This window comes from Candidatus Villigracilis proximus, assembly GCF_016717045.1.
Lineage (GTDB): Bacteria > Chloroflexota > Anaerolineae > Anaerolineales > Villigracilaceae > Villigracilis > Villigracilis proximus.
Genome location: NZ_JADJUO010000010.1, coordinates 36,133 through 61,474, shown reverse-complemented (window position 1 = coordinate 61,474; position 25,342 = coordinate 36,133). Strand labels below are relative to the sequence as shown.

The 25,342-nt window shown below is 49.4% G+C and carries 26 protein-coding genes; 18 read left to right on the top strand and 8 right to left on the bottom strand.

Annotated elements, in window-relative coordinates; all coding sequences use genetic code 11:
- Positions 1-62: 62 nt before the first annotated feature.
- The 3 genes from IPL71_RS12180 to IPL71_RS12170 all read right to left on the bottom strand — a co-directional run bounded on the left by IPL71_RS12180 (position 63) and on the right by IPL71_RS12170 (position 3,233).
- Positions 63-2,285 carry a penicillin-binding transpeptidase domain-containing protein gene (locus tag IPL71_RS12180; protein ID WP_345321942.1) on the bottom strand — a complete coding sequence of 741 codons (2,223 nt, stop codon included), beginning with the start codon at positions 2,283-2,285 and terminating at the stop codon, positions 63-65.
- A gap of 59 nt (positions 2,286-2,344) precedes the next feature.
- Positions 2,345-3,016: a Maf family protein gene (locus IPL71_RS12175; protein WP_345321940.1), complete on the bottom strand. Its 672-nt coding sequence runs from the start codon at positions 3,014-3,016 to the stop codon at positions 2,345-2,347.
- A gap of 82 nt (positions 3,017-3,098) precedes the next feature.
- Positions 3,099-3,233, bottom strand: coding sequence for a hypothetical protein (locus IPL71_RS12170; protein WP_345321938.1), 135 nt, complete (start codon positions 3,231-3,233; stop codon positions 3,099-3,101).
- A gap of 77 nt (positions 3,234-3,310) precedes the next feature.
- Between IPL71_RS12170 and xpt the strand changes: the two genes are divergently transcribed.
- The 8 genes from xpt (at position 3,311) to IPL71_RS12130 (ending at position 11,715) form a co-directional block, all read left to right on the top strand.
- Positions 3,311-3,883 (top strand): xanthine phosphoribosyltransferase, encoded by a 573-nt coding sequence (xpt, locus tag IPL71_RS12165; RefSeq protein WP_345321936.1) that lies wholly within the window; start codon positions 3,311-3,313, stop codon positions 3,881-3,883.
- 78 nt (positions 3,884-3,961) lie between these two features.
- Positions 3,962-4,252, top strand: a complete 291-nt coding sequence (locus IPL71_RS12160; protein WP_345321934.1) for an HIT domain-containing protein — start codon at positions 3,962-3,964, stop codon at positions 4,250-4,252.
- A gap of 77 nt (positions 4,253-4,329) precedes the next feature.
- Positions 4,330-5,868: a glutamine-hydrolyzing GMP synthase gene (gene guaA, locus IPL71_RS12155; RefSeq protein WP_345321933.1), complete on the top strand. Its 1,539-nt coding sequence runs from the start codon at positions 4,330-4,332 to the stop codon at positions 5,866-5,868.
- Between the two features lie 240 nt (positions 5,869-6,108).
- Positions 6,109-6,978 carry a hypothetical protein gene (locus IPL71_RS12150; protein ID WP_345321932.1) on the top strand — a complete coding sequence of 290 codons (870 nt, stop codon included), beginning with the start codon at positions 6,109-6,111 and terminating at the stop codon, positions 6,976-6,978.
- Between the two features lie 48 nt (positions 6,979-7,026).
- A complete protein-coding gene (locus tag IPL71_RS12145) occupies positions 7,027-7,932 on the top strand; it encodes a hypothetical protein (protein ID WP_345321930.1) in 906 nt (301 codons plus the stop codon).
- 21 nt (positions 7,933-7,953) lie between these two features.
- Positions 7,954-8,940, top strand: coding sequence for a hypothetical protein (locus IPL71_RS12140; RefSeq protein ID WP_345321928.1), 987 nt, complete (start codon positions 7,954-7,956; stop codon positions 8,938-8,940).
- A complete protein-coding gene (locus tag IPL71_RS12135; RefSeq protein WP_345321926.1) occupies positions 8,933-10,849 on the top strand; it encodes an FHA domain-containing protein in 1,917 nt (638 codons plus the stop codon). Before IPL71_RS12140 ends, IPL71_RS12135 begins: the two co-directional genes overlap by 8 nt.
- Complete coding sequence (locus tag IPL71_RS12130; RefSeq protein WP_345321924.1) at positions 10,846-11,715, top strand: PP2C family protein-serine/threonine phosphatase; 870 nt, start codon at positions 10,846-10,848, stop codon at positions 11,713-11,715. Before IPL71_RS12135 ends, IPL71_RS12130 begins: the two co-directional genes overlap by 4 nt.
- A gap of 92 nt (positions 11,716-11,807) precedes the next feature.
- On the opposite strand, the gene IPL71_RS12125 is transcribed toward IPL71_RS12130, so the two are convergent.
- Both IPL71_RS12125 and IPL71_RS12120 read right to left on the bottom strand, forming a co-directional pair.
- Entirely contained in the window at positions 11,808-12,422 is a 615-nt protein-coding gene (locus IPL71_RS12125) for a glycerol-3-phosphate acyltransferase (RefSeq protein ID WP_345321922.1), read from the bottom strand.
- Between the two features lie 37 nt (positions 12,423-12,459).
- Positions 12,460-13,923, bottom strand: a complete 1,464-nt coding sequence (locus IPL71_RS12120) for a DUF2867 domain-containing protein (RefSeq protein WP_345321921.1) — start codon at positions 13,921-13,923, stop codon at positions 12,460-12,462.
- Positions 13,924-14,005: 82 nt separating this feature from the next.
- Here IPL71_RS12120 and IPL71_RS12115 point away from each other — a divergent pair, with 82 nt between their 5' ends.
- The 4 genes from IPL71_RS12115 to IPL71_RS12100 all read left to right on the top strand — a co-directional run bounded on the left by IPL71_RS12115 (position 14,006) and on the right by IPL71_RS12100 (position 19,189).
- Positions 14,006-16,369: a ComEC/Rec2 family competence protein gene (locus IPL71_RS12115; RefSeq protein WP_345321919.1), complete on the top strand. Its 2,364-nt coding sequence runs from the start codon at positions 14,006-14,008 to the stop codon at positions 16,367-16,369.
- A gap of 76 nt (positions 16,370-16,445) precedes the next feature.
- On the top strand, positions 16,446-17,096 hold the full coding sequence (locus tag IPL71_RS12110; RefSeq protein ID WP_345321917.1) for a hypothetical protein: 651 nt from the start codon (positions 16,446-16,448) through the stop codon (positions 17,094-17,096).
- 173 nt (positions 17,097-17,269) lie between these two features.
- On the top strand, positions 17,270-17,950 hold the full coding sequence (locus IPL71_RS12105; protein WP_345321915.1) for a cyanophycinase: 681 nt from the start codon (positions 17,270-17,272) through the stop codon (positions 17,948-17,950).
- 15 nt (positions 17,951-17,965) lie between these two features.
- A complete protein-coding gene (locus tag IPL71_RS12100; RefSeq protein ID WP_345321913.1) occupies positions 17,966-19,189 on the top strand; it encodes an MFS transporter in 1,224 nt (407 codons plus the stop codon).
- Here the strand turns inward: IPL71_RS12100 and IPL71_RS12095 are convergent.
- A complete protein-coding gene (locus IPL71_RS12095; protein ID WP_345321911.1) occupies positions 19,186-19,857 on the bottom strand; it encodes a cytochrome c biogenesis CcdA family protein in 672 nt (223 codons plus the stop codon). The two genes, IPL71_RS12100 and IPL71_RS12095, sit on opposite strands and share 4 nt — an antisense overlap.
- Before the next feature lie 49 nt (positions 19,858-19,906).
- Positions 19,907-20,554 carry a TlpA family protein disulfide reductase gene (locus IPL71_RS12090; protein WP_345321910.1) on the bottom strand — a complete coding sequence of 216 codons (648 nt, stop codon included), beginning with the start codon at positions 20,552-20,554 and terminating at the stop codon, positions 19,907-19,909.
- 165 nt (positions 20,555-20,719) lie between these two features.
- On the opposite strand from IPL71_RS12090, the gene IPL71_RS12085 reads away from it, so the two are divergent.
- The 6 genes from IPL71_RS12085 to msrQ all read left to right on the top strand — a co-directional run bounded on the left by IPL71_RS12085 (position 20,720) and on the right by msrQ (position 24,926).
- Positions 20,720-21,394, top strand: coding sequence for a response regulator transcription factor (locus IPL71_RS12085; protein WP_345321907.1), 675 nt, complete (start codon positions 20,720-20,722; stop codon positions 21,392-21,394).
- The gene (locus IPL71_RS12080; protein WP_345321906.1) at positions 21,391-22,608 is read left to right on the top strand and encodes a sensor histidine kinase; all 1,218 of its coding nucleotides are present in this window, start codon (positions 21,391-21,393) and stop codon (positions 22,606-22,608) included. Before IPL71_RS12085 ends, IPL71_RS12080 begins: the two co-directional genes overlap by 4 nt.
- A gap of 72 nt (positions 22,609-22,680) precedes the next feature.
- Entirely contained in the window at positions 22,681-22,905 is a 225-nt protein-coding gene (locus tag IPL71_RS12075; RefSeq protein WP_345321905.1) for a thioredoxin domain-containing protein, read from the top strand.
- Between the two features lie 15 nt (positions 22,906-22,920).
- Entirely contained in the window at positions 22,921-23,226 is a 306-nt protein-coding gene (locus tag IPL71_RS12070; RefSeq protein ID WP_345321904.1) for a redoxin domain-containing protein, read from the top strand.
- A 23-nt stretch (positions 23,227-23,249) separates the two neighbouring features.
- A complete protein-coding gene (gene msrP / locus IPL71_RS12065; RefSeq protein WP_345321902.1) occupies positions 23,250-24,203 on the top strand; it encodes a protein-methionine-sulfoxide reductase catalytic subunit MsrP in 954 nt (317 codons plus the stop codon).
- Positions 24,204-24,248: 45 nt separating this feature from the next.
- A complete protein-coding gene (msrQ, locus tag IPL71_RS12060) occupies positions 24,249-24,926 on the top strand; it encodes a protein-methionine-sulfoxide reductase heme-binding subunit MsrQ (protein WP_345321901.1) in 678 nt (225 codons plus the stop codon).
- A 51-nt stretch (positions 24,927-24,977) separates the two neighbouring features.
- Here msrQ and IPL71_RS12055 read toward each other — a convergent pair whose 3' ends face one another.
- Positions 24,978-25,205 (bottom strand): hypothetical protein, encoded by a 228-nt coding sequence (locus IPL71_RS12055; protein ID WP_345321900.1) that lies wholly within the window; start codon positions 25,203-25,205, stop codon positions 24,978-24,980.
- Positions 25,206-25,342 lie beyond the last annotated feature (137 nt).

Here is a 25,342-nt window from a genome sequence, read left to right as displayed (position 1 = left end):
ATTCTACATCCTGCGCCGCATAAAAACAAGTACATGCGGCTTCGCTCAGGAGGTATTTGCTCTTATGGAGTGGGTGTGTAGGGCGGCTCACCGACAGGCCCATACCACGGCACAGTTTGCGGGCTGCCGTAATAGTATGTTTCTGCCATGGCTCTAAAGATCGGCACCGCGTACTCTGAACCTTCGCCGATGTTTTCAACGATCACGACAATTGCAATATCAGGCAGGGTGGTGTTGGCTTCGTTTAGGGTGTACCCTGCAAACCAGGCGTGTGATTTGCCATTGCCTGATTCTGCGGTGCCGGTCTTGCCGGCCACTTTATATTGTTCGATAAAACCCCGTAGATTGAAGCGTGCCGTGCCGCGTGAATTATTGGTCACCATGTACATTGCATCCTGAATGATGGTCAGGTTTTCTGCGCGGACGGGGAGTGTGCCATTGGCTTCAGGGCGGAAGATAAGTTTTGGGTCGCCTTCTATCGGTCGGATCCTCTCAACGATCTGAGGCCTGTATAAGGTCCCGCCGTTTGCGATGGCGGCGGTAAATGCTGCCACTTGCAAAGGCGTCACCAACATGTCGCCCTGTCCGATGGCCTGATTGACAGCGTCCACTGGTGTAGTGGGGTCGGTGATCTGTCCGGCCAATTCTGGGATCTGGCCAATGCCTGTCAATTTGCCGAGACCAAACGCGCGCGCCATATTGGCAATATCAGACCTGCGGTCAAAGTTGAACAGGTCGAGACCGATGTGCCAGAAGTATGGATTACAGGAACGCATCAGACCTTCCTGTAATGTCAGCAGGCCGGAAGGCGTGGTGGATGAGTCGTCGCAGAAATCACCAACGGCTTTCGCGTCTTCGCAGTGCTGCCAGGTCCAATCATGCAAAACACGTTCTTCGAGTTCTGTGAAATCATATTGGCAATCGTAGGTTGTTTCTTTTAGATAGAGTCCGCTTTCGAGTGCGGCGGCCATGCTAATGGTCTTGAATGCCGATCCAAGCGGATACTGTCCCTGTGTGGCGCGGTTGAGTAAGGGTTCGTTTGCGCTGTTGAGCAGATCAACCAGGGCATCTCGATTTGGATTGGCAGGCTCAAAAAGATTGGGGTCAAAATCCGGGCCTGAGGCCATTGCGATCACGCGCCCTGTGTCCACTTCCATTACGACAATTGCACCGCGAAAGAATTCAATCGATTGCTGGGCGTAGTACTGCATGTTGCGGTCGATGGTCAGGTAGACTGAGTCTGCGGGTTGTGCTGCGCTTTGGCCGAGCGTGGAGATGATCTGTCCGCTGGGAGAGACCACGCGCAGAATGCCGCCATGCTGGCCGGCGAGATAATCCTCCGCCCATTTTTCTATGCCAGCCTGTCCCAACTTTTCGCTGCCATCGTACCCGAGACGGCGATATGCATCCAACTGTTCGGGGGAAATAAGCTGGGTATATCCAACGACTTGTGGAGCGAGGCCTGTTTCAAAATAGTAGCGGGAGTTGTACTCGTCTGAGATCACCAGTCCGCCGGGGTTGATGGAAAGCAGACGCTGGGCTTCTTCGCGAGTCCCTTCACACATGGGCAGGTACCAGCCCGGGCCATTCACATCAATCTCGTCCTGAATGAATTCGGGGTCAAAGCCGCATAATTTTCCGAGCTCATTGAGCAGGGTGTTGATGATCTCGTAGTCGATCTGATCTGTTTGAATGCCAAAAGCGAAAGCGTCTGCCTGGGAAACGATGGGCAGGCCGTCACGGTCATAAATATCGCCGCGCGCAGGGATGTTGTATTCCATCGCCAGTAGATTTCCGTCGGCGAGTTCCGGCAGAATGAGTCCATCCTGCCATTCCACTTTCCATACTTCATTTTCATTGACAAGACGCACAACGATATTACGTTGAATATCACCCGCCAATATGGTTTTATAGGTGATGCTGTAAGCCACCTCAGCAGCACGCGGATTAAGCAGGGAAGAGTTGATCGAATATTCCATGCCGGCCGCGCTCATGGTGTTGAGCGCATCATTGATACGCTTTGAGAAGGCTTCCAATGTGATGCCATCCCGGCTGGGTTGACTGAGCATGTCGTACATGCTGGCGTAATCATCTTTTTGCAGCGCCTGTAAGAACGCGGTAACCGCTGCCTGTGCATCCGGCGCGGGGATGATCGTGACCTGTGCGGTGGGCAGCGGGGTTTCTGTGGCAAATGAAAAGATCGGATTACCGCTTGTTCCGCCTGAACCGCAGGCAGAGAGGAATGTTAATATGAGAATAAAATTTACCCAACGGAAAGCTTTCATTTGTTTCCTTTCAATCTTTACGCCATTCCCTTTTTATATGATGACGCAAGTCCAATTGTTTAATCGGATGTTTCGCCGCGCAGGATCGCGCCCGAGACATGACATTTATAATTCAACAGATTTTGACAGGCCATTGGCACATCGGCCTCAGGGTGAATATCAAAAGTATGTAGCGCGCGCAGCACATGGCACATGGGCAATCCCATGACACCTGCAAAACATCCATTCATTGATTCAACGGGTTGGAATTTGGGATGTTGAATGGCGTATGCGCCCGCTTTGTCCATTGGATCACCGGTTTGGATGTAGGCTGTGATCTCGTCACCTGAGTAGGCGCGCATGGGCACATCGGTGATGCACAACTCGGTCAACATTTTTCCGTCGCTGACTTTGTAAAATGCGACTGCTGTATACACCTGATGAGTCTGCCCACGCAGTTGTTTGAGCATCCATTCAGCTTCTGCTTCATCTTTGGGTTTGCCAAAAATGGAATTGCCGAATATGACCGCGGTATCCGAGCCGATGATGATATTTTCTGGCTGAACTTTTTCAGCCACAGCCAGCGCCTTGGCCCGAGCCAGTCGCAGCACATAATCTCTGGGCGCTTCGCCCGCTAGTTGACTTTCGTCCACATCTGAGACGATGGCATTGTATTTCCAGTTCCCAAGTGCGAGTAATTGTCTGCGGCGCGGAGAGTTGGACGCCAACACTAAAATAGTCTTATCTGTCACATCAAGAATTCTAACACAGTCTTTTTTGCCGATATTAAGCCCAAATAAGCGCTTGTTATTGAAAAAAGTAAACATATAGGGCTTACACAAATCCCAAAAGAGTCCACGAATTTACGCGAATTTTCGCCAATTCAAACCAGGTTGTTAAGCCTGCGGAGCAGGCTTCGTAGGAAATAGCCGGGGGCTTTAGTCCCCGGCGGTGTTGTAAATAAATCATTCAACATCTCCCCTCACACATCCATCATCAGGTGTACAATGTGTGAAAAAAATCTGTCTAGTCAATATGGAGATAATATGCAGCAACTAAAAGATCGGATATTAAGAGATGGTCAAGTTTTGGGAAATGGAATTTTGAAAGTGGATAGTTTTGTAAATCATCAGGTGGACCCCTCCCTGATGGATGCCTGCGGACGTGAATTTGCCAAACGTTTTGCAGATTGCGGCGCAACAAAAATTCTCACCGCTGAAATTTCTGGCATCGCACCCGCCCTGACCACCGGCATTCACCTCGGCCTGCCTGTTGTGTATGCGCGCAAGAACAAGCCCATCACCATGCCCGATCAGGTTTATTTAACCCTCGCGCCCTCGCACACCAAGGGACGCATGGTCGAGTTGATTGTTTCCCCCGAGTATCTGGCGAATAACGAAAAAGTCCTTATTATTGATGATTTTCTTGCTTCAGGCGCGACCATTCTTGGGCTGGTACGTTTGGCCGAAGCTGCCGGTTCGCAGATCGTGGGCATCGGCGCGTTGATCGAAAAAGATTTTGAAGGCGGACGCGAAGCGCTCAAACCGGTTGGCGTTCAAGTCGAGTCACTGGCCTGCATTGCTTCATTGGATAATAACAAGATCACATTTGTAGATTAAGTGAAAGGCAAACACTTTATCAGACGCATCCTCTGGTATCATATTTTTATTCGTCTCATCGGATGGATATTTACCCATATGAGTTTTCTGATCCCAGTCGCGCGTCTGCGCGAGACCTCAAGCCTGATTGCGTTTCATCATCCTTCTCCCGGCTATAAGTTTCACGTGCTGATCGTGCCCAAGCGCGAAACCGCAACTCTGGCGCAGCTTGATCCACAGGACACTGCCTTTCTGACAGACTTATATTCCACTGTGCAAAGTCTTGTGGATGAATTTCATTTACAGGCTTATCGTCTGATCGTGAACGGCGGCGAATATCAGGATTTTCCGCATTTGCATTTTCATCTTATCTCTGATGTTACAGGTTAAAAGTCAAAGGTCTAAAGCCGGCCTTTGACTTTTAACTTTCGACCTTTGACCATAATTTTTGATACAGGAAGTAATACATGACAGAATCCATTGCCATTCTCGATTTCGGTTCGCAATATGCGCAGATCATTGCGCGGCGTGTGCGCGAAGTAAATGTCTATTGTGAATTGTTCCCGTGGGATGCGCCGCAGGAAAAAATTCTTTCGATCAATCCCAAAGGATTCATCCTCTCCGGCGGACCGAAATCTGTATATGAAGAGAACGCACCGTATATTCAGAAATTCATTTTGGACACCGGCCTGCCCATTCTCGGCATTTGCTACGGTATGCAGGCATTGACTCATGCCCTCGGCGGTCAAGTAGATTCATCAGCTCATCGTGAATATGGCCCCGCAGAAATTCAATCCCTTATTCCCAATCAACTAATTACCAATATTTCACAGGTTTGGATGTCGCATGGCGATAAGATCACACGCATGCCCGAAGGATTTGTGGCGCTGGCGAAATCGGGCAACAGTCCCTTCGCGGCGATGGGTGATATGCAGCGTAAATATTTCGGCGTGCAGTTTCATCCAGAAGTGCATCACACTCCCAACGGAATAGAACTGCTCAAACACTTTGCCGTGGATATTTGTAATGTCAAACCAGAATGGACTGCTGCTTCAATTATCGATGCAAGTGTAAAGCGCATTCGCGAACAGGTTGGCAGTGAGCGTGTGCTGGCGGCTGTCAGCGGGGGCGTGGATTCAACAGTGGCGGCGGCGCTGGTGCATAAAGCCATTGGCGATCAACTGGTGACAGTTTTTGTGGATACAGGTTTGCTGCGTCACAAAGAAGGCGAGCAGGTTGCATCCGCTTTGCGCGGCGGCCTGGGCGTGGAATTAATTACAGTGGAAGCAAGCGATGATTTTCTTGGTGCATTGAAGGGTGTGACAGACCCGGAACAAAAGCGAAAGATCGTCGGCGAAAAATTTATCCGCATTTTTGAGCGGGAAGCAAAGGGCGTTGGCAAGCCAAAATTTTTAGTGCAGGGCACGATCTATCCTGATGTGGTTGAATCCTCCGGCCCTGACCGAAGCAAGGCGGCCAAGATCAAGTCGCATCACAATGTGGGCGGACTTCCCGAAGATATGCAGTTTGAACTGGTTGAACCGCTGCGCTATTTGTTCAAAGATGAAGTCCGTTTGGTGGGGGAAGCGCTCGGGCTGAGTGAAAAGCTCGTTTGGCGGCAACCATTTCCAGGTCCGGGGTTGACCGTGCGCTGCCTCGGGGAGTGTACGCCCGAGCGTGTATCCCGTCTGCGGGCGGCGGATCACATCCTGCAGGAGGAATTATCCAAAGAAGGATTTTTAGGAAAAGGCGGCACGGCTTCTCAGGCCTTTGTTGTTTTGCTTCCGGTGAAATCGGTGGGTGTGATGGGTGACCAGCGCACGTATCAGGAGGCCGCCGCGATCCGTGTGGTAACCACTGAAGATTTTATGACTGCTGATTGGGCGCGCCTGCCTTACGAACTTTTGGCGCGGGTTGCAAATCGCATTGTAAATGAAGTGGAAGGAATCAATCGGGTGGTGTATGATATTACGAGTAAACCGCCTGCGACGATTGAGTGGGAGTGACGATTTACGATTTTTGATTTTGGATTTACGATGGTCAGGTTGTTGAATATATATTCAAAAAAATTATGGAGTCGGACAGCGTGCTATCCGGTTCTCACTTGTCCGGAAATTTTTAAAATAAAGCACCGCACTTGATCTGACTGTAAGTGCGGTGTTAATTGTTGAGGTTTCTGATCTTTTAAGATTTGCGCGTGAAGTGATCTGCTTCTAAAAAAATAAATAATGAATAAGGGAGAAAATATGAAACTCGATTTTGGCGAAGTGTTGGGACGGACATGGAAGATCGGTTGGAATCATAAGGTGCTGTGGTTGTGGCAGATGCTGCCGGGTTTATTTGCTGCTTTTTTGATGCCATTGATGTTGATTGGAAACCCTGCTTTTGCAGAACTCATGCCTGCGCCGTGGAACCGGTTTGTAAGTGAAGGCTGGGTCATGATCTTGTTTATGGTGTTGATATTTCTTTTGATATTTCCACTGATGGCGGCAGGTATCGGCGCTCAGTTGACAACCACATACGGCGCAGTGCAGGTGGAAAAAGGCGCAGAGAAACTTTCTTTTCGTGAATTGTTTACTGAAAGCCTGCCATATTTCTGGCGGGTTTTTGGTTTGTATTTCATCTTCGGCAGTGTATGGATGGTGATCTGGTTTGCTTTTTTGATTTTTATTTCCGTTGTTTCGGTCTTTACATTCGGGCTGGCTGCTTTGTGCTTTATGCCAATGTTTCTGCTGCTGACCCCGATTATTATTGTCGGATATTCTGTTTTGGAACTGGCACAGGCCGCCATTGTTGCGGATGATATGGGTACGCTGGAATCGATCTCGCACGGTTGGAAACTTTTTCGTGCCAATGCATTACATGTAATCATCTTGATGGTGATCCTGTATTTTGCGATTTCCATGCTATCCAGCATATTTATATTCCCGGCGATGTTCCCGATGATGATATTCCCGATGGCGATGGAAATGGATGGAAATACCGGCGCAATGCTGGGCGTGTTGTTTTTGATTTTCTTTCCCGTTCATGATGTTGTTTTCGTATGTAGTTCAGGGCATTCTAATGGCCTTTTTTCAATCCGCCTGGGCCGTGGCGTACCTGCGATTGAGCGTTGATGCGAACACGCCCATTATGGCAGAAGACACATCTGTTAAGGCTGGAATATGAATTTCGATTACAGCAACGTTTTAACGCGTGCCGCCCAACTCAGTTGGAAGCATAAGTCCATTTGGGGCTTGCTTCTGCTGCCGATCGTGACGGGGTTTCTGCCGTTTGCTGTTTTCATTGTTCTCTTTTTGATTCGCATCATGATTGCAAATGCGGAGCTCCCCGCGTTTGTTGATGTGATCTTTGTGATCCTCTTTTTTCTGAGTCTTATTTTCTTTGGCATCTTCAACTATGTAGTTCGTGCCGCAACCGGTTCAGCTGCCACGCTGGGAGTTGCTCGCGCGGATCGGGGCAAAGGCTCCACCCGTTTCATGGATTTATTGCGAGATGGTCTGCCGTATTTCTGGCGCGTCCTCGGGCTGATGTTGATCGTTAATTTGACGGTTGGCTTGGCACTCACCCTCTTTAATCTACTCATGTTTATATTGATCGTGGTTACCATCGGCATGGCTTCCATTTGTCTGCAGCCGATTTTGATATTGTTGATGCCGTTGGTATTCCTGATGAGCGCTGTTCTGGAAGCTGCTCAAGCTGCGATTTTCATGGAAGAGATGAGCGTCATGGATGCGCTTAAACATGCGCTGCATGTGGTGCGCGCCCATTTTTGGAAATATGTCATTATCACCATGGTCATTTATTTCGGCAGTTCGATCCTGAGCAGTTTTCTTATCACGCCACTGATGATGCCGCTTTTTGTATTTCCATTTTTGCTGGAGTTTGGACAGGAAATGAGTTTGCAGGGTACGGTTTTGATCGCCCTGTTCTTTTTTTGCATTTTCTTTCCGGCGATAATCCTGCTTTCAAGTTTCCTTGGTGTTTTCATGAAGACAGCCCTAAACCTCACCTACCGTAGACTCTCCCCAAGTCTGCTGGAAAACCGAGAATCAGGTATTATTCAGTAAATTGTAGAAAAGGAGTCTGCCATGAAATTCGACCTTCTTGAAGTTTTTATCCGTGCCGGAAAGATCACCTGGAAATACAAGATATTGTGGATATTCGGCATCCTTGCCAGTTGCGGCAGGGGCAGCGGAAGTAATTCCAATTCAGGCAGCAGAAGCAATGGCAGTGGAACAGGCGAAAACCCGTTCACACCTGAAATGCTGAGGCAGATCGAAGTTTTCCTGGCGCGCATGGAAAGCTGGTTTCAACAAAATACCTGGATCGTGTTTGCACTATTTGCAGTTTTTTTCATTGCCCTTATTTTGCAAATATTTTTCACGCTTGTCGGTACGGCTGGTCTGGCGCGCGGCGTGGTTAAAGCGGAAAATGGCGCAGAGTCCCTCCAATTTGGTGAACTATTCGGTGAAAGTCTCGATTACTTCTGGCGGCTGTTCGGAGCGGCAATCGTCATCTGGCTGCCCTATTTCATTCTCTTTTTTGCCGCGATGTTCATAGGGTTACTTCCACTCATTAACAGCGGAACCAGTATGCCTGATATGACCGCTGCGGGCGGTTTGGTTGTATTGATCCTGATCGCCGTCTGTTGCTGCGCGATTCCAGTTTCCATCGCATTGAGCTTGTATCATGTGCAGGTCAAGCGCTCCATTATTGTAGATAATTTGGGCGTCTTTGGCGCATTGGGGCGTGGTTGGCAGGTCTTTTTACAAAATATTATTCCCCTGCTCATTATCGGCATTGTGCTTGGTATCGCTGGTTTTATCATCAACCTTATTCTTTTATTACCCATCCTGCTGCTGGTTATTCCATTAATGCAAACCTTTATTGATGGCAACATTACTTCATGGCAGCCTTTTATCGCGGTGGGTATATTTGTCCTTTGTTACAGTCCGGTTTTATGGGTACTCAACGGCATTCTCACAACCTACACCGAATCTGTCTGGACTCTGGCTTACCTGCGCAGCACCACTCCCAAAGAAGTTGCTCCCGTTTTTCTTGAGGCCAATGCGTAAAATTTTAGCTCTGTTTCTTGGTTTAATCTTTTTGTTTGGTGCAGCCTCAAATGCGCACGCACAGCAAAGCCTTGCCGCTGCGAATCTCTACCCGGCGGATTTATCCTCCTTTCCGACAGTTTCCTCGTTCCTGGATGTCTTCGACTCAAACGGCATTTTCGTATCAGGCCTTAAGCCCGAAGCTGTTACTGTTATCGAAGACAATAAGCCGATCCCGGTCAACGCGCTGAATGAGATCGCTGTGCCGTTGCAGCTTGTTATCGCTGTTAATCAAGGCGAACAACTCGATGCGCGGGATCCAACCGGCGCCTCCCGTTTCCAGCGGACAGCGCAAGTGTTGGCGCAATGGGTGCAAAGCCGTCCCGCCGACCTGCCCGATGACTATAGTCTCGTCAGTCAGGCTGGCCCTGTTATCAATCATGCGGGCGCAGCGGATTTTGTTGTTGGGTTAAATGCCTTCCAGCCGGATTTTCGCGCGGCGATTCCCAACCTGCAATCCCTTTCCATCGCGATCGATACTGTCAACGCACAGACTCCGCGCCTGGGAATGAAACGCGCCATCCTCTTTATCACTCCGCACATGGATGACGCCAATCTTATCTCTGTCCTTGAGACCTACGCTCAGCGGGCAGGGGAAAGTGATATTCATATCTTTGTCTGGTTCATTGATCTGCAAACAACCTTCAGCACAACCAGTGCAGCCGCGTTTAATAACCTTGCCATTCAAACCGGCGGAAGCATGTTCACATATTCGGGTCTTGAACGCTTCCCCGACCCCGAGGCGTATTTTTCCGCTTTGCGGCGAGTGTATACACTTTCCTACACATCACGATTAAATACTTCAGGCGATCACTCGCTTGGCGTGCAGGTCAGCCTTCCAGCGGGCGCAGTTAATTCTGCCCAGCAGAAATTCCGCATGGATGTTCAGCCGCCCAACCCATTCCCGATCACCACTTCTTTACAGATCACACGCCGCGCGCCGGAAGATGATCCGTTCAATACGGAGATCCTTTTGCCCGCCGCACAGGATATTGAGATGATCGTCGAGTTCCTCGACGGACATCCGCGCCCGTTGACGCGCACCACTCTATATGTAGATGGTGTGATCGTGGACGAGAACACTACCGAACCTTTCCTTGTGTTGACATGGGACATCAGCGCCTATACCAATACTGCCGAACATCAGGTTGTTGTTGAGGCGGTGGATGTGCTTGGTTTGAGCAAGAGCAGTATGCCCGTTCCAGTATTGGTGACGGTTGTCCAGCCGCCGCGCGGAATTTCGGCATTGCTTGCCAAATATCGCACAGCCATTACATTTGGCGCGATCATCCTTGCCGGTCTGGTGCTTTTCTTCATCTTGCTTAGCGGACGGCTGCGTATTCCGTCATTGCGTGCCGCGCAGGAAGCGCGCCGCGCCGATGCCGACCCGTTGACCCAATCCATACAAGCCATTGCAGAATCACCCGCGCCCGTGGAAGAAAAAATCAAAAAGCGGCGCGCACCCTCAAAGAAAGCCGTGGCAGTTCCAAAGTCCAGAACAGAAGCGGCGGCATCTTTATTCCGCATTAATGCAGATGGTCAGGTGGCGGCAGTTGCACCGATCGCACTGCTTGAGCAGGAAGTCATCTTTGGCACCGATCCTGTGCAATGTACCCAAATTTTGGATGACCCCTCCATCTCTTCTGTTCATGCGAGACTCAGGCAAACCGATGATGGCGGTTATTTACTGCAGGATAACAATTCGATCGCGGGCACCTGGGTGAATTATGAACCCATCCCCCGTGAGGGCTATCGGCTGATGCATGGGGATATGATACACTTCGGCCAATTAATCTATCGTTTATCCTTTAGGACAGCGCCTGTTGTGTCAAAACCCACGGTTACCGTCTTAACTGACATTGAAAAATGATTCGTACCACACTCGCTCATCTTCACGTTGCCGCACTCAGTCATGCCGGAATGTCCGGCAAGAACAATGAGGATCGTTATGCGATCTCATCTTATCTGCTGAGTAAGGAAGACCCGCGTCCGGCGGTTTTTGCCGTTGTTGCAGATGGCATCGGCGGACATCGCGCCGGTGAAGTGGCGGCAGAGCTTGCGGTGAACTACATCACCAAAGGCATCGCCGAGAGCAGCGCCAGAAAACCTGTCAAAGCGCTTGAGTATGCAATTCAGGAAGCGAGTCAGGCAATCGCTTCTCATTCTGCCGGAAATGATGATGAGACCGGCATGGGCGCGACCTGTGCCTGTGTCTGGGTTATTGAAAACAGACTCTATACCGCCTACGTCGGCGATTCGCGAATTTATCTTTTGCGCGGCAAGCAAATTCAAAGACTGACCATTGATCATACCTGGGTGCAGGAAGCCTACGAAAAAGGCATCATCACTGCCGAGCAAATGCACGACCACCCGAACGTGCATGTTATCCGCAGGCATTTGGGCGGCTTAAAATTACCCGAAGTGGATTTTCGTTTACGCATCGATAACGAAGAAAGCAATGAAGAATCAGAGCGCAATCAGGGTTTCCATCTTGAGCCGGGCGATACCATATTAATGTGCAGTGACGGTCTGACCGATCTGGTGTGGGATGATGAAATGCTAAAGATCATCCGCTCAAAAAGAGATATGAAAGCCGCAGCCGAAGCGTTGGTCAATCTGGCAAATGAGCGCGGCGGTCACGATAACATCACGGTTGTCATCTTATCCACACCGCGTTTGGAAGAAATACCAAAAAAGAAAGCCAATATTTTGGATTGGTTGTTGGGAGATGAGTAAGAGCCTCAGTGCAGACTGAGGCTCTTTTTATTTGGATGTAAATTCCGCTTCGCGCCGCGCCCCAGCCTGCCCGGCGGACGATGGACAGATTCTTATTCCGAGATTCTTCCTGTTTGTTCGCGGTCCAGCCATAGCTCACGATATTGACGATTCCAATCTGTTAGAAATCTGATCGCGATCACAACACCCGCGCCGACTGTTACCCAAAATGCTGCATCGCGGATGTTGAGTATCCATAGCGCCGGCGCGATGAGAATTCCAGTCAAGACACTCGCGCGCGCCGAATGCCGAATCACCAACACAAGCAATATCAGAAGTCCAAGGCTGATCAAAAACACCAGCGAATTCACCGCCAGAAACGTTCCGCCTGCGGTTGCCAGTCCCATTCCGCCGCGAAAGCGTGCAAACAACGGCCAGCAATGACCGATCACCGCGCAGGTTGCCGTAATCGCAATGATGTAGACCGGAGTGCTTACCTCGCGGACTGCCAGATACGTTGGAATAAATCCCTTGGCAATATCCAGCGCAAGCACCAGCGCGCCCCAGCCAAACCCGGCCTGACGGATCGTGTTGGTCGTAGTTGCATGGCCTGACCCCGAGTCACGCACATCCACGCCTTTGACAAAGTGTGTGACCCAAACCGAAAATGTCAGCGAGCCGCAAAGATAACCAAGAATGGGAAAGAGAAAGTAGGAAATGTGAGGCATTTTATTTTCACCATCGCTGTTGGATTGCTAATAAACGTTAATACGAATGTGCCAACACGCGCGCGCGGGATGCAAGCTGACGCGCAAGCCCATCGAAAATAAATTTATGAAAAGGCCACATGGCATACCAATATAGAAAGCCCGGCACTCCATACGGCGCAAGATAGGCAGTGACCGTCAACAGGGTTTTGTCATCCTGCGGCGTAGACTCAAATTGCAGCCAGGCCTTACCCGGCAGTTTCATCTCCGCCCGCAGACGCATCAGCCGGTTCTTATCAACACTTTCCACGCGCCAGAAATCAAGCGACTCGCCCGTGTATATTTCATCAGGGTGACGGCGCCCGCGGCGCAGGCCAACGCCGCCAATGGCTTTATCCATCCAGCCGCGAATTGCCCATGACCAGTCCATATAAAGCCAGCCGCGTTCGCCGCCGATACCCGTATAAGCGCGGAACACATCCTCGGGTTTCAGATCCAAAAGGATCTGACGGCGCTCAATAAACATGCCTTCTTCCACCGTGAATTGATAGGGTTTGAAATCGCCCATTGAAACCACAAGCGCATCAGACCAGCTCGTCTCTACATTATCACGTTGAATACGCCCCAATGCGAGATGAGCCGCAGTTTGAAAATCGATCGGGTGAATCTGTGGGAATATTTTCTTCGCTGTATCATCACGCACAACAAGTTTGGCACGCAGGCCTTCGATCAACGGGGCTACGATCCGCCAGTGGATCGGGGTGATCATGTGTACCCAATAAGCCGAAAGGCGCGGCGCGTTGAACGGCGTTGGAATCAACCAGCGGTGTAGATCGCGTTCTTTTGCATATCCTAAAAGCATCTCGGCGTAGGTCAGGCGGGTTGGCCCGCCGATCTCGATCACACGTCCGTTGCTGTCCGGGGTCTTGAGGGTGTCTATTAAATAAGAGAGCACATCGCGAATGGCGATCGGCTGCGCTTGTGAGTAAAACCATGCAGGGCAGATCAACACAGGTTCGCGCTCGGTCAGATAGCGGATCATTTCAAAGAGCGCGCTGCCCGAGCCGACGATCATACCCGCCCGAAATTCGGTGACGGGCACTTTCCCATAGCGCAGGATATATCCCGTTTCATGGCGTGCACGCAAATAGGGCGAGAGATTCGCTGTTGGGTCAACCAATTCACCAAGATAGATGATGCGTTCAATGTTTGCATCTTCGGCGGCTTGTGCAAAATTACGCGCTGCTTGCAGATCACGTTCAGCGTTGACTTTTCCGCCCTGCATCCCGTGGATCAGGTAATATGCCACAGACACATTTTTCATCGCTTCGGCAAGGCTTTCAGCAGAGAGTACATCCCCGTTGATCACTTCCACCTGATTGAGCCAGGAACGTCCCTGCAAACGGGAAGGGTCACGCACCAGACAGCGCACCCGATAACCCGCTTCAAGAAGTTTCGGCACCAGCCGCCCGCCGACATAGCCGGTTGCGCCTGTGATGAGAATAAGGTTTTGGTTCGTCATAGTACTTTTATTATAAACCTGCAAGATAAAATTTTTATTTCCCCGGGTTCATAATCTGAAAATCTAATGTACAATCCCAATCATGCCATTGCCATGGGTTTCACTTTCTTTTATTGCAGGAATTATGATCGCCAGCCTGCTTGCGTTTTCTGCAAACCTCTGGCTTGCGATGATGCTCGCGCTTTTATTCATCGTAATACTTTTTCGCCTTCTGTCTTCCACATTCCGTCTTCCATCTTTTATCCTTCATCCTTTTATTTTCATCCTTCCCATTTCCTTTCTTTGCGGCGCATGGTGGTATCAATTTCGGCAACCTGCCATTGATGCGTTTCATATTGCTTTTTACAATGACCGCGATTATGAAATACTGGTCACAGGCACGCTGGCAGAGCCGCCGGATTACCGCGACACATACACAAACCTGCATATCAAAGTAGAAGCCGTGGACTCAGGCAGCGGTGACCTGCCCGCCCGCGGCGCCGTCCTGGTGCGCGTGCCAACGCTTGTCAAATATGAATACGGCGAACGGGTGCGGGTGCGCGGCGACTTGAAGACTCCGCCCGAAGATGAAGAATTCTCCTATCGTGATTATCTCGCGCGCGAAGGGATTCATTCCTACATGTCCATTGCAGATGTGACCATTCTGCCGGGGAATGGCGGCAACTTGTTTTTTGTGCAGGTTTACAAACTAAAAGACAAACTGCTTGAACATACATATCGCCTGTATCATGATCCCGAAGCCTCGCTTATGGCGGGCATCCTGCTTGGCGTGGATACAGGTCTTACGCGTGATTTGCAAAACGCGTTTAAAAATACAGGCACCTCACATATCATTGCCATCTCGGGTTTTAATATCGCCATCATCGCCGGGATTTTCTTTTCCATTTTTAAAAATATGTTTGGTGAAAGGCTGGGCGCAGCTTTTGCCATTCTTGGAATCATCTTTTATACTTTGCTGGTTGGGGCGGATGCGGCAGTTGTGCGCGCCGCTTTTATGGGCAGCATTTCACTGCTGGCGCGTCAACTAGGCAGGCGCAACGATGGCATGAATGCGCTCGCGCTGGTTGCGCTGATCATGACCATCTTCAATCCGCTTGTGATCTGGGATGTAGGCTTTCAACTTTCATTCTTTGCCACGCTTGGGCTGATCCTTTACGCCGAACCGTTCTCAAATTTCACCAGTACGCTTATTTCAAAAATTTCAAAACAGGATACAAGCATGTTTACGCGGATCATTAACGACAACGTAGTGCTGACCTTTGCCGCGCAGCTCACCACCATCCCGATCATGGCCTATCATTTCAAACGTATCTCCCTTATCTCATTCATCGCCAATCCGTTCATTCTGCCTGTGCAACCCGCAGTAATGGTCGCTGGCGGGCTGGCTGTTTTCACCAGTCTCGTCATCTTCCCGCTCGGCCAACTGATTGCCTGGGTCGCATGGCCTTTCGCGTCGTACACCATTCGCATCGTGGAATTATTTGACCGTGTGCCCTATGCCTCCATTTATCTGGGGGACTCCTCTTTTGGAATGGTGCTCGCCTTTTACATCGCGCTTCTTTCTGTGACCTTCAACTGGCAGCCCATTAAAGAGTGGATCAGCTCTCTGGCAGGTTCGCTTCGAGCCGTTGCGTTGACAGCCACTCTCGCGCTGCTCTTTATCTGCATGATCATGATCTGGCGCGCATCTGCGACCACTGGTGATGGGCAGCTTCACATTACCTTCCTTGAAGCCGGTTCCGCCGATGCAGTTTTAATTCAAACGCCTGAAGGCCGAAATATTTTGATCAATGGCGGTGCAAGCACATCCAAACTTTCTGACGAACTGGGCAGAAGGCTTCCTTTCTTTTCACGCAAACTGGATTGGCTTATCATCGCCTCCACCCAGGAGGAACAACTGGCTGCTCTGCCGCGCGTGCTCGAAAGATATCCGCCTGAAAATGTTTTGTGGAGCGGCAATGTGCAAGCTTCATTCCCGGCCCAGGCGCTGGATAAATTTTTCGCAGAGGAAGGAATCCCCGTCAGCCGCGTGGAAGCAGGACAAAGGCTTGAGCTGGGTGACGGCGCATTTATCGAGATTCAGGCTGTCGGTCCGAAGGGAAGCGTGGTTCTCATCCAATATGAAAATTTTCGTGCCTTGCTTCCGATTGGCATGAGTGAGGGAATGCTCGAAGAGTTGGAATATGGCAATGTGATCGGCAATGTTGATGTGCTGCTGCTCGCGGATTCGGGCTACGCGCCGTCCAATCCGCCGGATATTATTGAAAATGTGAACCCAAAGCTGGTGGTGTTAAGTGTGGCCGCCGGTGACCCCAACGGGCTGCCCTCAGAATCTGTTTTGGAATCTTTGGATGGTTTTTCTGTTTTGCGCACTGACCGCAGCGGATGGATATCCGTCATCACCGATGGTGATCAACTGCGCGTGGAAGTTGAACGCAGCGAATAATCGATAGGAGTAAAGTACTCTTTGCGTATCCGGCGGTGATGCTAAAATATTGCCCACTATACAAAAGGAGTGTTACATGAAATCAGCAGGTTTAAAAGTTTTTGGTTTTATCATTGTTTTGGCACTGGCAGCGCTTGCCTGTGCAGCCCCAAACATGGATTCGATACTGAATCCATTACCCTCGGATGACTTTTCGAGCGACAGCAGCGGTTGGGGCACAGGAACAGATACCGACAGTTCGGTGGAATATGCAAATGGCGGTTTACAGATGACTGTCTTTACCCCGTTCTATATGACCTGGTCCACACCAGATACGGTGAGTTATGAGAATGTTCATATTGAAACGAGCGTAACGAGCACAAGCTCAGACCCTGAAGCCAAGTTTGGCATTATCTGTAATGAGGCGGGCACAACGAACGCATTTTATTATGTCGGCGTTTCACCCGATGGCTATTATGCCTTCATCAAGTCTTCTGTTATTGGAGATGATGTGTACCTTAAGGAAGGTACATCAGATGTGATCTCTGCCTCCGCAAATTCCATGCGGCTTGGGTTGGATTGCGGCGGCGGTGTGCTTACTCTGTATGTCAATGGGCAGCAGATCGACAGCGTTTCTGATAGCACCTATGTCAGTGGTACGGTTGGTCTCTTCGCCTCGACCGATGATGTAAGCGGCGGCGCGAGTGTCATCTTTGATGATTTTGTTGTCACCAAATTAGGCGAGTAGATTTTTTGGTTTGAATTAAATCCCTGCACACAGTGCAGGGATTTTTTTGCAGGAAGTTGATTTTGATATAATGCCCGAACAGATTGCCCCATTTGAGAATTTATGTATCACTGCATTGATCAGGAAATTTTATCCATGTCATATCTTTTACATAGCACAACTTTCCATACTTTATGACAGGTATTCTTTTGCTTGCAGGCGGCGCGGAGTTTGGCGGGCAAATGTCTGAGCCAGATCTGCGTGCCATTGAACTGGCTGGCGGTTTTGATGCCCCCATTTGCATCATCCCCACCGCTGCCGCACCCGATCACAACCACAAACGCGCCGGCAGCAATGGCATCCGCTGGTTTCAGAGTTTGGGCGCCGGAAATGTTTTCACTGCGGATGTGATCGACTCAGTCAGCGCAGACGACTCAACCCTCGCCGCATCCATTCGGACCTCGAGCCTGATCTATTTACCTGGAGGGTTTCCCCGGCATCTGGCAGAGACTCTCGCAGACAGTGTCTGCTGGCGCGCGGTGTTGGACGCATACGAGCGTGGCGCGGTCATTGCGGGCAGCAGTGCGGGGGCGATGGTCTTATGTGAATATTATTATGATCCCTACGAAAAGAAATTATTGCGCGGACTGAATTTAATTCCCAACGCATGTGTATTGCCGCATCACAACACTTTTGGAAAGTCATGGGTCGGCCAGCTGACGCAGGCATTGCCTGATGCAACACTGATCGGCATTGATGAACGCACTGGCATGATTAATAACGGGAACCACATCTGGCAGGTATTTGGCGCGGGGGATGTTAATCTGTATCAGCACGGACAGATTCAGAAACAAAGCAAGATTTTCTCATTTTAGTAATCCGGGTTTGATATGAAATTCACCTTTCGTGCTTTACGCAACAGGAAATTTTCAGCATTGCTGTTTGGGCAGACTCTTTCGCGCATCGGCGATTTTCTTTTTCAGATCGCGCTGGCCTGGTGGGTGTTGGAAAAAACAGGTTCGGCCACCGCGATGGGTACTGTGCTGTTTTTTAGCACACTGCCCATGGTACTCTTCGTGTTGATCGGCGGCGTGGTCGTGGATCGAATGCCGCGCGGCCTGCTGCTTTTTATTTCTGACACGGCGCGTTGTTTTATTATGGCGATCGGTGCGTGGCTGGCGTATACAGATCAGCTTGTATTGTGGCAAATTTATGTCATCGCCATTTTATTTGGATTTGCCGATGCATTTTTTATGCCCGCTTATAATGCGCTCATCCAACAGATCGTAGCCGAAGATGATCTCTCCAGTGCCAACTCGATCAACAGCCTGAGTATGCAATTTGGGCGTGTGGCCGGCCCTGCAATCGGCGGATTGATCGTGGGATTTGGCGGCACCGCCACAGCTTTTGGATTTAATGCATTATCTTTTTTCATCGGCGCATTGACTGTCACCGCGCTGCTTAACATCCCCGCGCCTGCCCGTGAGGGAGAACCGGGGTTCACGCTCGATCAACTCAAGCAGGATCTGCGCGACGGGTTTGGAGCGATATTTTCCTCGCAAATTTTATGGGTCGGGATTCTTGTTTCTGCATTTATGAATGTTACACTGGCCGGCCCATATAGCATCGCCATGCCCTTTCTTGTCCAACAGAAGCTAGGCGGTGATGAAAAAATGCTTGGCTTTATTTATGCGATTTTCCCAATTGGTTATGCCATTGCCAGCCTGGGCATGGGAAGTCTTAAGAAGATTCGCCGCCGCGGCCTTCTGTTTTATATCAGCGGCGCCATCGCAGGCATTGGCCTCGGTGTATTCGGCTTCGGACTTCCACTTCCGGTTTTGGTATTTGCCGCCCTGATGAATGGCGCCGCGCTGGAGGTCACCGCCCTGGTCTGGATGAACCTGATGCAGGAAATGGTGCCGCCCGAGAAAATGGGACGTGTTTTCAGCATGGATGCGCTGGGTTCTTTTGTTTTACTGCCCATAGGTTTCGCATTTACCGGCTGGCTGATCGACAGGGTGGGTGTGACAATTGTATTTATTGCCGCAGGCGGATTCACAGCTGTGGTCAGTCTGTTGCCATTATTGCACCCTGCCATCAGGCGCATGGATTAACCAAGATACGCTTTGATTAATTCCCAATTGATGATGATATCGTAAATTCCCACGCCGAGCAGTAACAAGCCGCTTATAAAGTTGATCAGTTGTGCGCGTAATGCAAATTGTCGTGTGATCCAACGCTGCGCGGCTCCTGAAAGAAAAGATAATGCCAATAATGGAACACCAAAGCCCATCCCAAACCAAAAGCATACGTTTAGTTTTCCGAGAGCGTCTGCAACAGTTAGTGACAATGCAAAAATACTCACCACCAATGGGCCCGAGCATGGCAATGCAATTGGGCCATATAGCAACCCATACACAAAGGCATTTACAAATGGGTGTGATAAAAATGGGACTTGCACCTGCGGTAATTTTTTGAATGGATTAACGTTGAATAACAGCATGAACCCAAAAATAATGATGATCGCGTCTGCAATGGGAATGATGACCGAAAGTGCTTTTCCAATGGAAACAGAAAGAAGTGCAATAATTCCACCGAGTGCAAGCATCATGGTCAACACGCCTGCCAGCACAAAAAAGCCAAGAAAATAACGGCTGGTTTTCCCTTGCAGTCCATCCTGCCCGCCGCTGATATAAGCTAGAAAACCCGGATACAAAGGCAATACACATGGGCTGGTGGTTGCGAGCAAGCCGATTGTTAAAGAGGTGATGATGGTTTCCATGGTTATCCTTTGCCCGTCAAGAGATGTTCTCTTGACGGGCATTTTGATTTTAGATCGCTTCGTCAAGGAAGGGCTGGATAAATTTCAGCAATTCGTCCGCGCTTTTTATTCCAAATGGCAGTGGATGCGCTTCACCGTGGCGGTCAATTATCAGCATAGGCGTGGATGGTGGATTCAGAAACTGGTCACCATAATGTTTTGAGATATCCTGTGCAATTTCTGTTGTAGCTACCGTGTACAACCAGTCGAAGCCATTGCTTTCAACATAGCTCTTGAGGTCAGCGGAGTTTTCATTCAAATCAATATCCAGTCCCAGGCTGATAAAGTCATCCCGTTCGCCAAGCAATTCATGCAAAGCCTGCACCTGTCCCTGTTGCTTTTTGCAGTTGGGACACCACATTGCCAGGGTTTCCACCAGCACAACCTTGCCTTTGAAATCGTTGATCGTGAAAATCTGCCCCGTGCGCACATCAGTAAGCGGCGCAGAGTACCAGGCAGGGGATTCCATCATCGTATCAGCAGCCGGGGTTTCTTTGCTCATCGCTGCATCTGCAGCTGGCGTTTCCTCATCCATCATGACTTCTGTGGCATCGGCATGAGGCATGGCCTCTTCAGTAGCTGAAATAGACCCTCCGCAAGCGGTAATAAGAAGTGCCATTATTATGAGTGTGTATAAAAGAAATTGTTTTGTTTTCATGTTTCTCCTTTGAATATATTGATGACACAAGGGTACCCAAAGGTTGTTACAAAAAACATGCCAAATCCTTACAAGAAGATGAACTTTAACGATAATCGTAAGGATTTATTAATATCCTCCTGACGATAATAAAGTATCATCATACGAATGAGTGGAAAACGCATTTTGATTGTTGAAGATGAGCCCAGCCTGGCAGAGGTAGTCAGTCTGTACTTGAAACGAGCGGGCTTTCAGGTGCAAACAGTGAGTGATGGCAGACAAGCCATGGTTATTTTGGAAAAGCAGATTCCTGATTTTGTCATCATGGATATCATGCTGCCCGAAGTTGATGGACTCTCCCTGACGCGCTGGTTGAGAGATCGTTCAGATGTGCCGATCATCATGGTCACTGCGCGGCGCGAGGAAGTGGATCGTATCGCCGGCCTTGAGATGGGCGCGGATGATTATGTGGTCAAGCCGTTCAGCCCGCAGGAGTTGGTCAGCCGTGTTCGGGCGGTGTTAAGGCGTGTTGGGCGGGACCAATCTGGGGCGGAGTCTGATCGCGCTTTATCTTTTGAGTCCATTCAGATCGATCCGCTCACACGTGTTGTGTTGGTCAATAAATCTGAGATCGAATTAACTGCAAAAGAATTTGATATGCTTTATCTGCTGGCGCGCCACCCAAAACAGGTTTTTACACGCGACCAATTATTGGAACGGGTTTGGGGCGGAGCAGAATATATTGACCCTGGCACAGTGACAGTACACGTGCGCCGCTTGCGCGAAAAGATCGAGAGTGACCCATCAAAGCCAGAAAAATTATTAACCGTTTGGGGCGTTGGATATAAATTCGAGCCATGAAAAATTTAACCGCGCGTTTTGTTTCTGGTATTTTATTCATCGTTGTGCTGTCACTTGGTGTGTTTTATTTTTTAATGGCCCCGCCATTAAATGATCTGCGCTTAATGGCCTTGTTCCTTGGAATTACCGCGTTGGTTTCGGCGTTAGTGGGATATGGTGCGTATAAACTGGGCTGGCTCAATCTCTCGCCTACAGTACGCTGGTCATTGCTTGGCGGTTATGCACTTTCAAGCCTGCTGACTTTTTTCAACGTTTGGTTCTCTGCGCAAATGATGTTTGCCAGCCAGCACGATCTTTTGCTTGCCGTTGTTCTGCTGGTTTTTGCAAGCGGCATGGCGATGATGTTGGGGTATTTTATTTCCAGCACGATCACCAATCGAATTAACATGTTGAAAATTGCGGCCGAAAAACTCGCCGAAGGTGATTTGCAAACACGTGTCTCAGCCAGCGGACGTGATGAAATTGCTGCGCTTGCAAACACATTTAATCAAATGGCCGAACAACTCGAAACCGTGGATAAAAAACAGCGTGAACTTGAACGCCTGCGCGCGGATTTGATCGCATGGGTTGGGCATGATCTGCAAACTCCGCTGGCCTCGGTGCGTGCAATTCTTGAAGCGTTGGAAGATGGGGTGGTGGACGACCCTCAAACGGTCAAACGATATTTGGGAACTGCCCAGCGGGATGTGCGTTCGCTTTCAGTTTTGATCGATGATCTTTTTCAAATGGCGCAGTTGGATACTGGCGGATTTCCGCTTGACCGTGCTCAGTCATCCTTGTCTGATTTAATTTCAGACACGCTCGAATCTTTTTCTGAATTGGCATTACGCCAGGGTGTGAAGCTTGAAGGTAGTGTCGATCCAAATGTTGACCCTGTGATCATGGACACGCAGCGCATTGGGCGCGTGCTAAATAATTTAATTGGCAATGCCATACGCCACACGCCGACCGCAGGCCGCGTGGATGTTCGCGTAATGCGCACAAGCTCTGGTGTTGAAGTGTGTGTATCTGATACAGGTGAAGGCATTCGCGCAGATGATCTGCCGCATGTCTTCGAAAGCTTTTATCGCGGCGAAAAATCGCGCAGCCGTTCCACGGGCGGCGCAGGGCTGGGGCTTGCCATCTCGCGCGGCATTGTCCACGCGCACGGGGGCAGGATCACTGTGCAAAGCGAATCCGGGCGCGGCAGTCAATTCATGTTTAACCTGCCCTAACAAAACTCTTAACCCTGTGTAATCTTTTCGTAAGAAAGTTTTCTTAGAATAACCCCATCAAGGAGACAACAAATGAAAAGATTATGGCTGCTTGGATTGATCTTTGGATTAACCGCCTGTACCGCGACTCAGACAACAGAGAGCGTTTCCCTGCCCAACATTGCCTCCGTTTCTCTGCCTGACCTTGGGCCTGCTCCCGAACTGACAAATGATATTTGGCTGAATGTAGACGCTCCGCTGCGCCTCGCAGATTTGCGCGGCAAAGTCGTCATCATCGACATGTGGACATTTGGCTGAATTAATTGCCAACATGTGATTCCTTCGTTGAAGGAATGGGACGAAAAATATCGCGAGCAGGGCCTGGTCATCATTGGCAATCATTACCCGGAGTTTTCCTTTGAGGAAGACCTGAACAATGTACAGAATGCCATTGATGAATATGGGATCAAATACGCAGTTGCACAGGATAACGAAGGTGCGACTTGGAGAGCTTATAAAAACCGTTATTGGCCTACGTTATACCTTATCGATAAAAATGGACACCTTCGCTACACTCACATCGGCGAAGGTGGATACAAAACCACAGAAGCCGCCATTCAAAGCTTACTTGCAGAGTGAAAATATTCAAGGAGAGTTCACCCATGACCCATTTATATAAGTCCGTTCCCGTTCGTTCTTCCGAGATCACGCCAAAAGATACCTACCTTTCACGCCGTGATTTTATGAAAGCCGCCACCGTTGCCACTGGCGCGGCTCTTTTGAGCGCTTGTGCGCCGTCAGTGGCGGATGAGATTCAGAACGCCGAACCAGTTCCTACGTCCAGTGCGACCGATGAGTTGGGTGATCCGCTCAATACGTATGAAGATATCACCAACTATAATAACTACTATGAGTTCACTGTCGATAAACAGCAGGTGGCCGCTGAAGCAAAAGGCTTCACCACCAGTCCGTGGACAGTTGAAGTGGGCGGTCTGGTCAATAAACCCAAAACATTTGGCATTGAAGATCTGTTAAAGGAATTTCCGCAAGAGGAACGGATTTATCGTTTGCGCTGTGTTGAGGCCTGGAGCATGGTTATTCCTTGGGAAGGGTTTACATTGGCGGCTTTGTTAAACATGGTTGAACCCACCTCAGATGCGAAATACGTCCGTTTTGAAACCATCAATCGTCCTGAAGAAATGCCCGGGTTAAAAAGCCCATTTTATCCGTGGCCATATCAGGAAGGTTTGCGTCTTGATGAAGCCATGAACGATCTTACGCTTCTTGCCACCGGTTTGTATGGCGAACCCAACGTGCCGCAAAACGGTGCGCCCATTCGTTTGGTAGTGCCGTGGAAGTACGGATTCAAATCCATTAAATCCATCGTGAAGATTGAGCTGGTCGCTGAAATGCCTGCCACCTTATGGAACAGCATAGCGCCAAACGAATACGGCTTTTATGCAAATGTAAACCCTGAAGTGAATCATCCACGCTGGTCACAGGCCACCGAGCGCCGCATTGGCGAACTCAGCCGCAGACCCAGCCTGTCCTTTAATGGATATGGTGAGCAGGTCGCCGCATTGTATGATGGCATGAGCCTTGTTGAAAATTATTAAATTTTTACAGCTTCGATATCACAGATCGGAGCTGTAAAAAAATTTATGAAAAAATTTCCCTACACCCCTTTACAAATTGCCATGCATATTTATGCGTGGTCTGGACTTATCTGGTTGGTCTTTGATCTTGTCACCGGCAATCTTTCGCCCAATCCCATTCAGGATCTTGAACAGCGCACCGGCCGTCACGCCATCACTCTGCTGGTATTGTCATTATTATGCACACCCATCAACACCATCTTTAAGTGGAGCGAACCGCTAAAACGCCGCCGCGCACTTGGCTTATATGCCTTCATGTACGCAGTCATTCATGTGGTTATTTTTGCCGATCTGGATTATGGCCTTGCATGGAGTAACTTAATAACCGAGGTTGTCGAAAAGCCGCGCCTGATTGCGGGCTTAATCGCCTTTGTGCTGCTCATTCCGCTTGCGATCACTTCGTTCGATATTTGGAAAAAACGTCTCGGCAAAAACTGGAAACGCCTGCATCAGGTCGTTTATTTGATCGGCCCGCTGACCGTGCTGCATTATTTATGGAGCAAAAAAGGCGACATCCTTTCCTTTCAGGGGGAAGTGGTCAAACCTTTGATGTATGGACTCGTCATCGCAGTTTTTCTTTTCTTTCGGATTCCCCCCGTTCGCAAAGCGCTCGCATCCTTCTCAAGCCGGATGCTGGCTCTGCTCCCCAAAAAGAATCAGCATCCCAAAGTGGATACGCCTTAATAAAACTTCATCTGCAGATTTCGCATAAATCTGCAGATGAAGTTTGTAATTCTAGAACATTCCGCGCAGCAGCAAAAGCAAACCAACCAACGCCAGCGGAATTCCCACAATGGCCCCCACGATCGTCAAGCTGACAATCACACCGACAATGATAAAGACAATGCCAAGTACCATTGCCACAAAACGGCCGGTCATTTCCACGATCACAGAAAGTAGTTTCCAGATCGCGGCAAAAGGCCATAAATACCAGGGTATAGATTGTTTTGTCTGAGTAGTCATAAGGTCTCCTTGTTTTATGTACGCAAAATTTCAAGAAATGACGCAAGCGCTTCAAACTTAAGTACCTCTCCAAAAGCATGTAGAAAGGCTATAATCCCGCCCATGACTAAAAAAAATCCACCCCTATTATTGAACTT

What these genes read in the sequence shown, in the direction of transcription:
- IPL71_RS12075 (WP_345321905.1), top strand. Translation starts at nt 22,681, where the DNA reads ATGAAAAGATTATGGCTGCTTGGATTGATCTTTGGATTAACCGCCTGT.
- IPL71_RS12145 (WP_345321930.1), top strand. Translation starts at nt 7,027, where the DNA reads ATGAATTTCGATTACAGCAACGTTTTAACGCGTGCCGCCCAACTCAGT.
- IPL71_RS12105 (WP_345321915.1), top strand. Translation starts at nt 17,270, where the DNA reads ATGACAGGTATTCTTTTGCTTGCAGGCGGCGCGGAGTTTGGCGGGCAA.
- IPL71_RS12115 (WP_345321919.1), top strand. Translation starts at nt 14,006, where the DNA reads ATGCCATTGCCATGGGTTTCACTTTCTTTTATTGCAGGAATTATGATC.
- IPL71_RS12135 (WP_345321926.1), top strand. Translation starts at nt 8,933, where the DNA reads ATGCGTAAAATTTTAGCTCTGTTTCTTGGTTTAATCTTTTTGTTTGGT.
- msrP (WP_345321902.1), top strand. Translation starts at nt 23,250, where the DNA reads ATGACCCATTTATATAAGTCCGTTCCCGTTCGTTCTTCCGAGATCACG.
- guaA (WP_345321933.1), top strand. Translation starts at nt 4,330, where the DNA reads ATGACAGAATCCATTGCCATTCTCGATTTCGGTTCGCAATATGCGCAG.
- IPL71_RS12090 (WP_345321910.1), bottom strand. Translation starts at nt 20,554, where the DNA reads ATGAAAACAAAACAATTTCTTTTATACACACTCATAATAATGGCACTT.
- IPL71_RS12170 (WP_345321938.1), bottom strand. Translation starts at nt 3,233, where the DNA reads ATGATTTATTTACAACACCGCCGGGGACTAAAGCCCCCGGCTATTTCC.
- IPL71_RS12130 (WP_345321924.1), top strand. Translation starts at nt 10,846, where the DNA reads ATGATTCGTACCACACTCGCTCATCTTCACGTTGCCGCACTCAGTCAT.
- IPL71_RS12150 (WP_345321932.1), top strand. Translation starts at nt 6,109, where the DNA reads ATGAAACTCGATTTTGGCGAAGTGTTGGGACGGACATGGAAGATCGGT.
- IPL71_RS12110 (WP_345321917.1), top strand. Translation starts at nt 16,446, where the DNA reads ATGAAATCAGCAGGTTTAAAAGTTTTTGGTTTTATCATTGTTTTGGCA.
- IPL71_RS12080 (WP_345321906.1), top strand. Translation starts at nt 21,391, where the DNA reads ATGAAAAATTTAACCGCGCGTTTTGTTTCTGGTATTTTATTCATCGTT.
- IPL71_RS12100 (WP_345321913.1), top strand. Translation starts at nt 17,966, where the DNA reads ATGAAATTCACCTTTCGTGCTTTACGCAACAGGAAATTTTCAGCATTG.
- IPL71_RS12125 (WP_345321922.1), bottom strand. Translation starts at nt 12,422, where the DNA reads ATGCCTCACATTTCCTACTTTCTCTTTCCCATTCTTGGTTATCTTTGC.
- IPL71_RS12160 (WP_345321934.1), top strand. Translation starts at nt 3,962, where the DNA reads ATGAGTTTTCTGATCCCAGTCGCGCGTCTGCGCGAGACCTCAAGCCTG.
- xpt (WP_345321936.1), top strand. Translation starts at nt 3,311, where the DNA reads ATGCAGCAACTAAAAGATCGGATATTAAGAGATGGTCAAGTTTTGGGA.
- IPL71_RS12140 (WP_345321928.1), top strand. Translation starts at nt 7,954, where the DNA reads ATGAAATTCGACCTTCTTGAAGTTTTTATCCGTGCCGGAAAGATCACC.
- msrQ (WP_345321901.1), top strand. Translation starts at nt 24,249, where the DNA reads ATGAAAAAATTTCCCTACACCCCTTTACAAATTGCCATGCATATTTAT.
- IPL71_RS12055 (WP_345321900.1), bottom strand. Translation starts at nt 25,205, where the DNA reads ATGACTACTCAGACAAAACAATCTATACCCTGGTATTTATGGCCTTTT.
- IPL71_RS12095 (WP_345321911.1), bottom strand. Translation starts at nt 19,857, where the DNA reads ATGGAAACCATCATCACCTCTTTAACAATCGGCTTGCTCGCAACCACC.
- IPL71_RS12120 (WP_345321921.1), bottom strand. Translation starts at nt 13,923, where the DNA reads ATGACGAACCAAAACCTTATTCTCATCACAGGCGCAACCGGCTATGTC.
- IPL71_RS12180 (WP_345321942.1), bottom strand. Translation starts at nt 2,285, where the DNA reads ATGAAAGCTTTCCGTTGGGTAAATTTTATTCTCATATTAACATTCCTC.